Source organism: Neobacillus mesonae (assembly GCF_001636315.1).
Lineage (GTDB): Bacteria > Bacillota > Bacilli > Bacillales > Cytobacillaceae > Neobacillus > Neobacillus mesonae.
On the sequence record NZ_KV440949.1, the window covers coordinates 1162049 to 1175247 of the forward strand.

At 41.0% G+C, this 13199-nt stretch carries 12 protein-coding genes and 1 other annotated feature; of the genes, 5 read left to right on the forward strand and 7 right to left on the reverse strand.

Annotated features, from left to right (window positions below; translation table 11 throughout):
* The first annotated feature begins 101 nt into the window (after window positions 1-101).
* The 3 genes from A6749_RS05840 (at window position 102) to A6749_RS05850 (ending at window position 3130) form a co-directional block, all read left to right on the forward strand.
* Complete coding sequence (locus A6749_RS05840) at window positions 102-1358, forward strand: TolB family protein (RefSeq protein ID WP_066386153.1); 1257 nt, start codon at window positions 102-104, stop codon at window positions 1356-1358.
* Between the two features lie 175 nt (window positions 1359-1533).
* Window positions 1534-2565 carry a hypothetical protein gene (locus A6749_RS05845; RefSeq protein WP_066386155.1) on the forward strand — a complete coding sequence of 344 codons (1032 nt, stop codon included), beginning with the start codon at window positions 1534-1536 and terminating at the stop codon, window positions 2563-2565.
* A 4-nt stretch (window positions 2566-2569) separates the two neighbouring features.
* Complete coding sequence (locus A6749_RS05850; RefSeq protein ID WP_066386160.1) at window positions 2570-3130, forward strand: alpha/beta fold hydrolase; 561 nt, start codon at window positions 2570-2572, stop codon at window positions 3128-3130.
* A 412-nt stretch (window positions 3131-3542) separates the two neighbouring features.
* On the opposite strand, the gene A6749_RS05860 is transcribed toward A6749_RS05850, so the two are convergent.
* Entirely contained in the window at window positions 3543-4262 is a 720-nt protein-coding gene (locus A6749_RS05860; protein WP_066386167.1) for a pseudouridine synthase, read from the reverse strand.
* Window positions 4252-5883, reverse strand: a complete 1632-nt coding sequence (locus A6749_RS05865; RefSeq protein ID WP_066386169.1) for a putative polysaccharide biosynthesis protein — start codon at window positions 5881-5883, stop codon at window positions 4252-4254. The genes A6749_RS05860 and A6749_RS05865 overlap by 11 nt, the downstream gene beginning before the upstream one ends.
* A gap of 206 nt (window positions 5884-6089) precedes the next feature.
* Here A6749_RS05865 and A6749_RS05870 point away from each other — a divergent pair, with 206 nt between their 5' ends.
* The gene (locus tag A6749_RS05870; RefSeq protein WP_066386171.1) at window positions 6090-7355 is read left to right on the forward strand and encodes a BaiN/RdsA family NAD(P)/FAD-dependent oxidoreductase; all 1266 of its coding nucleotides are present in this window, start codon (window positions 6090-6092) and stop codon (window positions 7353-7355) included.
* Window positions 7356-7363: 8 nt separating this feature from the next.
* Here the strand turns inward: A6749_RS05870 and A6749_RS05875 are convergent, their stop codons facing one another.
* On the reverse strand, window positions 7364-7549 hold the full coding sequence (locus A6749_RS05875) for a sporulation protein Cse60 (RefSeq protein WP_066386174.1): 186 nt from the start codon (window positions 7547-7549) through the stop codon (window positions 7364-7366).
* A 139-nt stretch (window positions 7550-7688) separates the two neighbouring features.
* Between A6749_RS05875 and A6749_RS05880 the strand changes: the two genes are divergently transcribed.
* Window positions 7689-7949: a hypothetical protein gene (locus A6749_RS05880; protein WP_066386176.1), complete on the forward strand. Its 261-nt coding sequence runs from the start codon at window positions 7689-7691 to the stop codon at window positions 7947-7949.
* A gap of 287 nt (window positions 7950-8236) precedes the next feature.
* Here the strand turns inward: A6749_RS05880 and A6749_RS05885 are convergent, their stop codons facing one another.
* From A6749_RS05885 to A6749_RS28305, 4 genes are all read right to left on the reverse strand, one after another.
* The gene (locus A6749_RS05885; protein WP_066386179.1) at window positions 8237-8542 is read right to left on the reverse strand and encodes a rhodanese-like domain-containing protein; all 306 of its coding nucleotides are present in this window, start codon (window positions 8540-8542) and stop codon (window positions 8237-8239) included.
* Between the two features lie 88 nt (window positions 8543-8630).
* Window positions 8631-11048, reverse strand: a complete 2418-nt coding sequence (gene leuS, locus A6749_RS05890; RefSeq protein WP_066386182.1) for a leucine--tRNA ligase — start codon at window positions 11046-11048, stop codon at window positions 8631-8633.
* A gap of 167 nt (window positions 11049-11215) precedes the next feature.
* Window positions 11216-11436, reverse strand: a binding site (T-box leader).
* 220 nt (window positions 11437-11656) lie between these two features.
* Window positions 11657-12841, reverse strand: a complete 1185-nt coding sequence (locus tag A6749_RS05895; RefSeq protein ID WP_066386185.1) for an MDR family MFS transporter — start codon at window positions 12839-12841, stop codon at window positions 11657-11659.
* A gap of 89 nt (window positions 12842-12930) precedes the next feature.
* Complete coding sequence (locus A6749_RS28305) at window positions 12931-13098, reverse strand: hypothetical protein (protein ID WP_161487113.1); 168 nt, start codon at window positions 13096-13098, stop codon at window positions 12931-12933.
* Window positions 13099-13199 lie beyond the last annotated feature (101 nt).

Consider the following 13199-nt stretch of genomic DNA (forward strand, 5'->3'; position numbering starts at 1 on the left):
AATATCGGGTTACCTTTTTTTAAACAAAATCGCTGGCAGATAATATGCAATTTTTATCATATTTCACCAATTGTTGAGGACATTAACATTGAGGTGACACAATGAAAAAACTAATTTGGCTGTTATTTGTTTTTCTAATAGTACCCGGCTTTGCAAAAGCAGAAACACAGAATAACAAAGTAAAAGCGGCATTTGTTAAGGAAGGATATCTATGGACGAAAATAAACGGTAAAGAAGAAAAAATTACAAAGGAAGCGACAAAATTCCTATATTCGCCGCAATGGTCTTATGACGGTGTTTGGATTGTCTACCAAGTGGAACCGCAAAAGAAACTAAGACCCGACCTGGAAAATCAAACGGAAATTTGGGTGTATAATACGAAAACGAAAAAGCATAAAAGAATTACTTATACTGGAACAAATCCACAATGGTCTCCAACGGAAAACCTGCTGGCGTTTAAAAGCGGCGGCGTCTTAAATGTTTCCAATCTTGAACAATTTTATAATATCGCCCTCGGTGTCGGTGATTATCGCTGGTTCCCGGACGGCCGGTCCTTCATTGCATCATCTGGGGCGACTTTAATGCCGGACGGCTGGACCGATCCGGTTCTTTATAAAATCGGATTGGAAAAGGACTTAGACAAAATCTCTAGTCTGACCAAAAACGTGAAGAAGTTTTATACCATCCCAAGCGAATTAAAGAAAGGCGACATGACACTGTTGGCTATTGATGCAACGGATTTCCGGTTCTCTCCCGACGGAAAATGGATTTCATTTATGGTCAGTCCTACTGCCTCTTGGTCAATGGATAGCAATTTCGCTTGCGTAATTTCTGCCGATGGACAAAAGTTCGAAGTGTTGGATGATATTATCTGGGAAGTCGGTACTCCAAAATGGGCTTATGTACAAAATCGGTTAGGCTATATTGCCGGTTCTGGCAGAATTGTCTTTGGGTTTACGAATAAAAATATGAAGGTTACGGACCTACCTTCGTTTAAATCGCTTAGCCTTACACCGCCAAACTTTGCGGAGTTAGGGTTTACATGGAAGGATGATCATTCTATCGTCGTTTCCCGAGTCAAAGAAAGCGGCTGGTCAAATGATGAGAAAAAGCGTCCAGACCCTTCGTTATTCTTGATTAAAATTGGTGAACTGACTCAATCACAGCTTTCCCATCCACCAAAAGACTATGGTGATTATGATCCCATTTATCTTCCAAACGCTCAAAAACTCACCTGGCTCCGGAAACAGGATATAGCCTCAGCACAAAATGATTTATGGATCGCCAACGGGAACGGAAAAAATGCAAGGCTTTGGATTAAGAATATCGAGGGGTATGATTTTTACGAAGAAAAGTAGTTTTTAAACTCAATATCTTATCAATCATTTGCAGGTACAAGGCAGAGTCATGGAAATTCCACGCACTTTGCCTTTTTTTGTTATTTATTATTGAAAAATAGAATATTCAGAATATATATTACTATTAAACGTAATAATTTTTTCTCTAAGGAGTAATTCTAAAGGAGTTCTTAAAATGGACGAAATAAAATTAAATGTAGAATTGTTACGAAAGCGTGTGCCAAATTTGACAGTTGCTGCGGCAGCAGCAGGACTTAGACCGGCAACGGTTTCGAATCTTTGTACCGGTAAAATCCCCCTAGCCCGTGCCGAAGTACGGACGCTTGTGGCATTGGCAGATCTAGCCGAATGCTCTGTAGATGAACTGATTATCCGGGGGAATACCGTGGAAATGTTAGAAACCGGAATAAAAGCAATAGATTTTTTTGCACCGCTTACCCTTGGCGGCACTATTGGATTTGTGGCCAGGCCTGGAATGGGCCAGTTGGTTCTTTTAGCTGAGATTTTTCACAGAATGAACGAAAGAAGCTACCAAACTTTTTTCCTAAAGCCAATGGAAGATGCAATTGGCTTGAGTGATGTTACAGATGCAGCAGAATTTATCTGTTTCTCCCCCAATGAGGTTCTCGAAAATATGCTCACAGTCTCCAAGAAGCCTATTTTGCTTGCTGCTGACCGGCAAACCGTTTTAAGCGGAGAAATTGATACACTTTTGGAGGAGCTTAAGGAGAAGGGAATTGTCCCAACTACCATTTTAGTAGACTTAAGAGGCGAGGCCGTGGATGAACAGGAACCATATGGTCCATTAGACACCCTTCTGCAATTTGATGCAGATCTTGTCTCACGAAAAATCTATCCATCCATCAATCCGCTTTATTCTACCTCGGTACTGGCAGAAGGCGGGCATCTTTCAAAGGTGCATCTGCAAGCCTTGCAGGAGGCTAAAAAAATTTTACGACGCTACCGGGAATTAAGATTTCTTGGCAGGGATCGTGTACCAGAATCAGATAAGTCAACCTATCATCGCGGCTTGCGCTTAGAGGCTTATTTTTCACAGCCATTTTTCATTGCGGAACCTATTACAAAAATACAAGGTGCTGCGGTAGCGCTTCAAACCACGATTAAAGATGTACAGCGAATTATGAAAGGCGAATTGGATGATGTCGAGATTGAATCATTATCTTATAGAGGAGAAATAGGAGGCTAAAAAAATGAAAACAGGATTTGTCGAAGTCAATGGGGCGCAGCTTTATTATGAAGTGAAAGGTGCAGGGCAGCCAGTATTAATGCTGCATGGCTATCCGCTTGATTCAAGAATGTGGGATTATCAATTTGAAGAATTAGCAAAGGACTTTCAGGTTATTCGCTTTGACTATGCGGGAGCAGGAAAATCGGAAGCACATAATCAGGATTTTTCACTTGTGGAGGACATTAAAGATTTATTAGCTTTTTTAGGAGTAGAGAAAGTTAACATCATAGGCCTTTCCGTCGGCGGAAATCTTGCAATGGGTTTTACCTTGACCTACCCTGAATTGGTGGAAAAATTAATTCTTGTATCAACGGGTTTATTAGGCTGGAGTGAATTTTCACCTGAACGGCAGCAGTATAATGCAAAATTACGAGAGTGCATGGACGAAAAGAAGGTAATTGAACTTATGTGTAAAGCATGGGTTGCTGGTCCATTTCGATCTGTTGATGAAATCAAACCGGAAATTATAGAGAAGTATTCCACTATGCTGCGAACAAATTTAGCAAAAGAAAATGGAAAATGATTCTACCGGAAACGAAAACAATTGATAGGGTATGCAACATTACAAAACCAACACTTATCATAACCCCTGATGTTGATTTCCCAGATTTTAGGGCCATTGCCGACTTTCTTCATAAAAAAATTAAAGGCTCTCAAAAGGTTGTAATTCCCGGAACGGCACACATACTTAATATGGAAAAGCCTCGAGTTTTTAATGAGCTTGTACTTAATTTTTTTAAAAGTTGATTCTATCCGATATTTATGAAGGGCAGTTTTATATTTCTAGGACAAAAAATGTCCTTCATACCCGTGATGAAGGACATTTTCCATATTTCAAGACTAAGTTATGTCCTTCATCAGCTTGATGAAGGATAATTTTCATATTCCAAGACCACGTTTTGTCCTTCATCGTCTAATCAAAGGCATAATGCAATTCATTTCACCTGATATTCCTTTAATAACTCTACTTCTTCATCCGTCAATTCCCGATATTCTCCTAGCTCGAGTGTCTCGTCCAAAGCAAGTGGTCCCATGGAAATCCGCTGCAGGTAGACAACCCTTTTTCCAACGGCTTGGAACATTCGCTTTACCTGATGAAACTTGCCTTCTGTAATCGTTAATTCAATATCGGAACGAATCCCGGACTTTAAGATTTTCAGGTCACCGGGCTTTGTTTTATAACCATCATCGAGGACGACACCTTGGGCAAAGGCTTTAACATCCTCTATTGTTACTTCTTGATCAATCACCGCAAAATACGTTTTAGGGACGTGCTTTTTTGGCGAAAGCAGGCGGTGTGCCAATTGACCATCATTTGTGATCAATAACAGTCCCTCGGTATCTTTATCAAGTCTGCCGACCGGGAACGGCTCATAAACCTGATCCTCAAGCTCCAATAAATCAATCACCGTTTCATCGTTGTTATCCTCTGTTGCCGATAAAACCCCCGGCGGCTTGTTCATCATTAAATAAATAAATTCTTTATACTCAATTATCTCACCATTAAGTGTAACGATCTCCGTTTCCGGATTAACATGCTGTTTCGCATCCTTGACCACCGCATCATCAACCTTAACCGCGCCGCTTTTTAACAGCTGCTTTACTTCCTTGCGGCTGCCATAGCCAAGATTGGCAAGCATTTTATCAATTCTCAACGCTTCGTCTCCTTCCAGGCAACTTTAATTTTGTCATCATCCGGTCTAATCTTGTACCAAATAAGCGTCTTGCCAGACCTGATCTTAAAGCAAGATAGAAATAAATCGCGGCCCCTGCCCCAGCACAGATGACAATTATAATCACCGATTGTATTTTTGATGCAGGTGACAGGAATAACTGCAATAGCTGGTAGACCCCTTCTGTTCCGGCCCACATCAATCCGGCAAAGATAACAATCAATAAACTTCTGCGCCAAACAAAACGGAATGGATAGTTGGCAAATTTTTTAATGACGAAGATATTAATCGTAATCGCTGCTAAATATCCAAGTGTGGTTGCTAAAACCGCCCCTCTAGTTTCCATCATTTTAATCAGCGGAATGTTCAACGATAATTTGACTAGTAAGCCTACTAGCAGACTGAGCACTGTAAATCGCTGTTCATTGATGCCCTGTAAAATAGCTGCTGTTACAGAATATAAAGAAAAGAGAATCGCAACTGGTGCATACGCGCTTAAAACTTCTTTACCGATTAGATCATGCTGATAAAAGACTGTATAAACCGGTTCTGCCAGTAAGGACAACCCAATTGCTGCAGGCAATGTTAAAAACAGAAGCACCTGAAACGACTGATTCAATTGATGAACCATGCTTTTTTTGTCGCCCTCTACAAATGCTTTCGTAATGCTTGGGACCAGAGTTAATGAAAAAGCTGTTGCAAGTGAAACAGGAATAATAACAATTTTATGTGATTCAAAGTTTAGCATGGAAAAAAAGGCATCTGCCATTTTCTCTGTGAACCCAATTTGAACTAATGCTTTACTAAAGGTAAATTGGTCAATTGCCTGAAATAAGGGATTGGCGATTCCAACTAAAACAAATGGAAAAGAATACATAATGATTTCTTTATAGATTTCTTTAAGTGAAATATTAATTGTACCCTTATCTTGTTCAAGCAATTGATTTAAATATGACTTCCTTTTATACAAATACCAGAATAATACAGCCAGCCCGCCAATTGCTCCAATAAATGCGGCAAATGTGGCCACGCTGACAGCTGTCACAATTTTTCCATTCAAAAACTTCATTACCACAAATGCGCCCAAGAGAACGAAGGCGATTCTGACAATCTGTTCCACTACTTGTGAAAGGGCTGAAGGCCCCATTGATTGGTGCCCTTGAAAGTAACCTCTAATTAAACTCATAAACGGTACAACAATTAGGGCAAAACTGACAGCCCGCATGACAGCGGTGACATCTCTTAAATTAGCTTCCCCGCCGGTACTCATCTTAGCAAGAGTCGGTGCAGCGAGATACATAATTAAAAAGGCAACAAATCCGGTTGTCAGCATAATCACTAATCCAGACTTAAATAGCTTTCTGCCAACCGCATATTCCTCTAAAGCATTATATTTTGAAATAAATTTAGAAACAGCCAGCGGTACACCTGCCGTTGCGACACTAATAAAAATAGTATATGGAACGTAGGAATATTGATAAAGTACAGTTCCTTCCCGGCCAACTATTTGAAAAAACGGGATAACATAAATTAAACCAAGAATTTTTGAAAGTATTGTTCCTAATGTTAAGATAAACGTGCCTCGTAAAAGCTTAGACTGCATAGAATCCCTTCCTGACTGAAGAAATAGGTGTGTTTCATCAGGTCCAAAAAATTCGACCTTTTTTGCACACTATTAGTAGTTTACAACTTCTTTTCCCGCGATGCTACTAACAACCAAGTTATTTTTGCGAAAAATCATTGGAAATTCGTTTATTTTTAATAGATATGTTTATAATGAAATGAATATATTTCAAAGTTGGTGGAAGTATGGAATTTGATGTTATTGTCATTGGCGGCGGTCCTTCGGGGCTTATGGCGGCGATTGCTGCCGGTGAAAAAGGCGCAAAGGTACTATTGATTGATAAGGGAGAGAAGCTGGGGAGGAAGCTTGCGATATCAGGGGGCGGGCGCTGCAATGTTACCAACCGGCTCCCGATAGATGAAATTATTAAGCATATCCCTGGGAACGGAAAATTTTTATACAGCGCATTTTCGATTTTTAATAATGAAGATATTATTAAGTATTTCGAAGGTTTAGGGATTGCCCTAAAGGAAGAAGACCATGGCCGGATGTTTCCGGTATCCAATAAGGCGCAATCGGTCGTTGATGCCTTATTACAGCAATTAGAAAAACTCAATGTCAGGGTGTATAAAAACAGCCCGGCTGCCGATGTGATGTATGATGATGGACGTGTTTCGGCTGTTTTATTAAAAGACGGGCAAAAGTGTTATGCCAAATCGATAGTGATTGCTGTCGGCGGCAAATCTGTACCCCATACAGGTTCAACAGGCGATGGCTATGCTTGGGCGGAGAAAGCTGGACATACCATTACTGATTTATTTCCAACAGAAGTGCCCGTTACATCAGGAGAGCCATTTATTCAGAATAAAACACTGCAAGGTTTATCATTACGGGACATTGAATTAAGTGTACTAAATCCAAAAGGCAAGGCGCTAATCAGCCATCGTATGGATATGATTTTTACCCATTTTGGAATCAGCGGCCCGGCGGTATTAAGATGCAGCCAGTTTGTCGTAAAGGCGATGAAAAAGTGGAACTTATCACAGGTTACGATGAGCTTGGATGCCCTGCCGGATCGAAAAGAAGAAGAGTTATTCAAAGAAATTGTAAAGCTAGTAAAAGCGGAACCGAAAAAGAGTATCAAAAATACATTAAAAGGGATGCTTCCTGAACGCTATTTACTTTTTCTTTTGGAACATAACGAAATCGATCCTAGTGCGCAAGGCGGGACCATTTCTAATGAAAGTATCCGCAGTTTTGCCAAAAGCAGCAAACAGTTTCAGTTTAAAGTGAATGGTACCCTGTCACTTGAAAAAGCCTTTGTAACTGGCGGTGGGGTGTCTGTAAAGGAAATCGACCCTAAAATGTTGGGCTCGAAATTCATGAACGGGTTGTATTTCTGCGGTGAAATCCTCGATATTCATGGTTATACTGGCGGTTATAATATTACCTCCGCACTTGTTACCGGCAGGCTGGCGGGAACGAATGCCGCCTTAACTGCTAAGGCCTGACTTTTTTGTCAGGCCTTATAAATAATCATCGCGGAAAAACAATAAATTTGCTCTTCCTGCTCTTCTTCAGTCATTGCTGCCACATTGTATTTAATATCCAATAGACTCTTTTCATCCAGCCCCTTTAAAAAGCGGTTCATTTCCTTTTCCAAATCCTTTTCATGCTCTCGGTCAAACAGTTTAACCTGAATCAATAGACTCTTCCTTTCTTTTTTCTATCATTATGGCCATTTTTTCAGAAAATTAAAATTTAACAAAATGAAAAAGTTAAGTATATTTTAAGCTTCAGCTTGTAGACTTCTTCTTGAAGTCACAATTGGAAGGAGCTTTTCAATGAATAAAAAGCAAAAAATCTCATGGGGAGTCAGCTTCGGCAGCATAGCCTTAGTAGCCGGAATGGTCTCTTACCTTGGGTTATCTAATGGAAATACAAATAATAAGCAAATGGACACGAATCAGGGTATAAGTGCAAACCGTAATTCTGACGGACAATCACTAGATAACTTTAATAATGATAAAGGGCAGGAATTATTCGACGGGGATTCATCTTCAGCCTTTAATCAGGATGGCCAAGGACCATCCATTGACTTTTGAACAGTAAATGGCAGCACCACCTGATTGAATTATGACCATTATAACCTCCAAGACTCTCAAGAAAATGGGCTATCAAACATGGAGAAAGATTCATGCCTTAAATCCAGTTCTATATGTCTTTGTTACTTTGCATGGCCTTTTAATGGGGACAGACTTTCAAGGGACCTGGCTTGCAGTTATCATATCGTGCCATTTATTATTCTTGGAATTATGCTGTTAAAAGACAAGCAAAAACTTTCGCCTATGCACTAAAGAATTGAAAAAACCGATTCCAAAAACGGAATCGGTTATTTTGTTTCTCCAGTCCATTGCAGCATGCCACCAATCATATTACGAACCTTATAGCCCTGCTCTTGCAGGTAATAGCAGACATTCTCACTGCGGCGGCTGGAACGGCAGATAAAAATATATTCTTTATCTATGTCAAAATAATCAAGGTGTGCTGGAATATCACCCATGCGGATATGTTTGGCCCCAGGAATCATTCCCTCCTCCACCTCTTCATCTTCCCGAACATCCACAAGCTCGAGTTTTTCACCGGCTTCGAGTTTCTTTTGTAAATCTTCTGGCGTAATAATCTTTATTTCGTCCATCACGTTCATCCTTTCAGAAAAGAGATTGTTCATAGGTGTCAGGCACCATGTGAAATGTTCACATGGTGCCTGACACCGTAGCTAATTTTTAATTTGCAACAATATTAACTAGTTTTCCTGGTACTGTAATAACCTTGCGGACGGTTTTTCCGTCGATTTGTTCCTTGACGCGGTCGTCGCCCATGGCGATACCTTCTAGTGCATCTTTACTTGCATCTTTTGGGACTACTAGCTTGGCTTTCACTTTACCGTTCACTTGAACGACAATTTCAATTTCATTATCTACTAGCTTCGCCTCATCGTAAGCAGGCCATGCTTGATAAGAAATGGTTTCGTTAGACCCGAATTTTTCCCAAAGTTCCTCTGCAATATGTGGTGCAACTGGTGCAAGCAGTTTAACAAAGCCTTCCACATATGTCTTTGGAATAACTGTAGCTTTATAAGCTTCATTAATGAAAACCATCATTTGTGAAATGGCTGTATTAAAATGAAGTGCTTCGTAATCCTCAGTCACCTTTTTCACGGTTTGATGATAAACCTTCTCTAGGCTTGATGAATCTTCACCTGGCTGGATTTTTGGATTTAATTCACCATCCTCCTCGACAAATAAACGCCAGATACGGTCAAGGAAGCGGCGGGATCCATCAAGGCCATTTGTCGACCATGCAATTGATGCATCCAAAGGTCCCATAAACATTTCATAAAGGCGAAGCGTATCAGCACCGTGGCTCTCGAGGATATCATCAGGATTGACAACATTTCCTTTTGATTTACTCATCTTTTCATTGCCTTCGCCTAAGATCATTCCTTGGTTAAAAAGCTTTTGGAATGGTTCTTTAGTTGGCACTACACCGATATCGTACAAGAATTTATGCCAGAAACGGGCATATAACAAGTGTAGTACGGCATGCTCCGCACCGCCAATGTAAATATCAACAGGCAGCCAGTGCTTTAATTTTTCAGGGGAAGCCAGTTGTTTATCATTTTTTGGATCAATATAGCGCAAGAAGTACCAGCAGCTGCCGGCCCATTGCGGCATAGTGTTTGTTTCACGACGGCCTTTTTTGCCTGTAACAGGATCGACGACATTTACCCATTCCTCGATGTTGGCAAGCGGAGATTCGCCAGTGCCGGATGGTTTGATATCTTTTGTTTTTGGCAATGTCAATGGAAGCTCCTCTTCCGGAACAGCCGTCATCGTACCATCTTCCCATTGAATAATCGGAATCGGCTCGCCCCAATAACGCTGGCGGCTAAACAGCCAATCGCGCAGGCGGTACGTTACTTTCTTCGTGCCGATACCTTTTTCCTCTAACCAGGAAATCATTTTGGAGATTGCCTCTGCTTTATTTAAACCATTTAAGAAGTCAGAGTTAACATGTTCACCGTCACCTGTATAAGCTTCTTTGTCAACATCTCCGCCGGCAACGACTTCTTTAATCGGCAGGTCAAATTTCTTTGCAAATTCATAGTCACGTTCGTCATGTGCAGGAACAGCCATGATGGCACCTGTACCATAGCTTGCTAAGACATAGTCAGCAATCCAGATAGGCATTTTTTCGCCGTTTGCCGGATTAATCGCATAAGCACCAGTAAAGACGCCAGTTTTTTCTTTTGCAAGATCAGTACGCTCTAGATCACTTTTTGCTTTAATTTTTTCAAGATAGGCCTCAACTACTTGGCGCTGATCTGCAGTTGTTATTTCTTCTACGAGCTTATGCTCAGGAGCAAGCACAGCGTAGGTAGCTCCGAAAAGTGTATCAGGACGCGTCGTAAATACGGTAAATGTTCCTTCGTGTCCTTCAATTTGGAAGGTCACCTCGGCACCTTCAGAACGGCCAATCCAGTTACGCTGCATTTCTTTTAAGCTTTCTGGCCAATCCAAATCTTCAAGATCCTCTAATAACCGGTCTGCGTAGGCCGTAATTTTTAAAATCCACTGTCGCATCGGCCGGCGTTCTACCGGGTGGCCGCCGCGTTCGCTCTTACCATCAATAACCTCTTCATTAGCCAATACAGTTCCAAGAGCCGGACACCAGTTAACGGGTACTTCATCAACGTAGGCAAGGCCTTTTTCCCAAAGCTTTAGAAAAATCCATTGAGTCCATTTATAATATTCCGGATCGGTTGTATTCACTTCACGGTCCCAGTCATATGAGAAGCCAAGCGCTTTAATTTGTCTGCGGAAGGTGTCAATGTTTTTCGCTGTAAATTCCGCCGGGTCATTTCCAGTATCAAGAGCGTATTGCTCTGCTGGGAGACCGAATGCATCCCAGCCCATAGGATGGAGCACGTTATACCCCTGCATCCGTTTCATTCGTGATAAAATGTCTGTTGCCGTATAGCCTTCAGGGTGTCCTACATGAAGCCCGGCCCCTGATGGGTATGGAAACATATCTAAAGCGTAGAATTTTCTTTTGTCATATTCTTCGCTTGTTTTAAACGTTTTTTCTTCTTCCCACTTCTTTTGCCACTTTTTTTCGATTTGTTGATGATCGAAACTCATAACGATTTCCTCCTATAGAAAAATAAAAGCGGAAGCGCCTTGGTTAGGGGCGGCAACCACAAGACGAGCCGGCGAGAAGGCTGTTTTTTACCCTTCTTGACGGATTGGCTTGTGACCTCGAGCCCCTAGGCGCTGCAGCTAGATAAAATAAAAAACCTCTCATCCCACACAGGGACGAGAGGTTTGTATGTATCTCCCGCGGTACCACCCACATTAGTGCTTATGCACTCGCTTCATTCATCCTTAACGCGGAAAACGGCAAACATTACTTTTCATTTCGTGTCTGCAACTCATAGGCGAGTTCATGATGTTCCCGATTGACTTGCACCAGCCGTCAACTCTCTAAAAACAGGTGTCCACCATTACTGCTCCTACTCACGGTTATTATATATTCAAAAAACTATGATGTAATTGTTATTTTATTAAATTTTCTAACAGGATGCAAGTAAACTTGAGCCTAATTTCTGTTATGTACCCTTTTTCTTCAATTTAAACATCAAAAAATGACAGGCACAAGATTTTTCTTATTTCACACATAAATAGATCCTAGCAATAAAAAGGACAATAGGGAAAATGGGCCCTACTGTCCACGTGGGGTGGACAAATCGTTACATTTGTCCACGGATGGTGCCTGACACCACTTTCAAACTACGGTCATAAATAACAGTTGTAACGATAGCAATTAGGAATAGTCCTAAAAGGATGATAAATAATGCTGACATGCTGTATAGGTCGACGATGATTCCGCCGAGTAATGGGCCGATCATCCTGCCGCCGGTGGCTGTACTGTTGACGATTCCTTGGTAGAAGCCCTCGCGTCCCTTTGGGGAAAGGTTGAAGGCAACGGTTGGGACCGCCGGCCAGATGAACATTTCTCCAATTGTCAAAATAATCATTGCGACAAGAAATCCTGTAAAAGCTGTCGCTTTTCCGGCAATTAAAAATGATACGATAAATATACCGATCCCAATCAGCATTTGAACTTTAAGAGAAGCCGATAAGTGCTTTAGCAGCCCGTTTAATATTGGCTGTCCAAGTACAATTACAGCGCCGTTTATTGTCCATAAAAGGCTGTATTGTTTAAGTGACATATTTAATTCCTGTGTATAAGAGGCAATTGTTGTAGTCCACTGACAGTAGGCAACCCAGCACAGCAGGTATCCAACACAAAGAATCAATAATGCTTGAAGACTCGTTTTACTGCTGGTCTGAACCCCATTCTCAGTACTGCTCTGCCCTGTTGATTCGACGGTAATGCCTTTATATCCAAAAATAGCAATCAATAAAAATAGGATATACATAATCGTATTTGCTAAGAAAATCAGTTGAAACGAATAAGCCGCCACAATCCCGCCAAGTGCAGCACCTACAGCAACCCCAAGGTTTTGGGCAACATATATTGCATTAAATGCTTTACGTCCGCCTTCCTTCCATACAGATCCAGCCATGGCGTACATCGCTGGAAATATAATTCCCGTTCCAAACCCGACAATGGTTAAAAACACAACATACTGCGGCCAGCTATGCCAGATGGTTAATCCGACCAAAGCAAACAATGAGATAAAGATTCCCAGAAGAATAGATTTATAGCCGCCAATTTTATCAAATAAACTGCCGCCATACAGATTTCCGATTACGTTTGCTCCTGAATTCAGCATAAGCACAAGTCCTGCAACCGACAAGGACTTTCCTAAATGATCGTGAATATAGATTGTATTTAAAGGCCATAAAAAAGAAGAGCCTATTACATTCACTGCCATCCCGATAATCAAGAGCCATAGGGCACGTGGCATGAAAAACGCTCCTTTATCTAAAAAATATTCAATATCCTAGGTTATTTTAGTCGTTTTTTAGGAACGTTGCAATCTTTTTTCATTACCATTTATCGACGAAAAAGATTTGAGCCGATTATCGGATTTATTCCGTCGATTTCGAATGGAATTCCACCGATTTTATGGTATATTCCGCGGACTTTCACCATCATTCCGCAAACGATATTTTCAACCATCTGCAATTGACAAGTACGCATTTCATTTTGCAAAATAAACATAGGAAAACACTGCTCTCAATAGAGAAACAGTGTTTTCCAAATCATTTCATTAAGGACTCTTTTATTACCCCCTATTCCTTCTTGGCGGGACGAATAGAGTG

What these genes read in the sequence shown, in the direction of transcription:
- A6749_RS05865 (WP_066386169.1), bottom strand. Translation starts at nt 5,883, where the DNA reads ATGCAGTCTAAGCTTTTACGAGGCACGTTTATCTTAACATTAGGAACA.
- A6749_RS28305 (WP_161487113.1), bottom strand. Translation starts at nt 13,098, where the DNA reads ATGTTTATTTTGCAAAATGAAATGCGTACTTGTCAATTGCAGATGGTT.
- A6749_RS05885 (WP_066386179.1), bottom strand. Translation starts at nt 8,542, where the DNA reads ATGGACGAAATAAAGATTATTACGCCAGAAGATTTACAAAAGAAACTC.
- A6749_RS05895 (WP_066386185.1), bottom strand. Translation starts at nt 12,841, where the DNA reads ATGCCACGTGCCCTATGGCTCTTGATTATCGGGATGGCAGTGAATGTA.
- A6749_RS05840 (WP_066386153.1), top strand. Translation starts at nt 102, where the DNA reads ATGAAAAAACTAATTTGGCTGTTATTTGTTTTTCTAATAGTACCCGGC.
- A6749_RS05845 (WP_066386155.1), top strand. Translation starts at nt 1,534, where the DNA reads ATGGACGAAATAAAATTAAATGTAGAATTGTTACGAAAGCGTGTGCCA.
- A6749_RS05850 (WP_066386160.1), top strand. Translation starts at nt 2,570, where the DNA reads ATGAAAACAGGATTTGTCGAAGTCAATGGGGCGCAGCTTTATTATGAA.
- leuS (WP_066386182.1), bottom strand. Translation starts at nt 11,048, where the DNA reads ATGAGTTTCGATCATCAACAAATCGAAAAAAAGTGGCAAAAGAAGTGG.
- A6749_RS05880 (WP_066386176.1), top strand. Translation starts at nt 7,689, where the DNA reads ATGAATAAAAAGCAAAAAATCTCATGGGGAGTCAGCTTCGGCAGCATA.
- A6749_RS05870 (WP_066386171.1), top strand. Translation starts at nt 6,090, where the DNA reads ATGGAATTTGATGTTATTGTCATTGGCGGCGGTCCTTCGGGGCTTATG.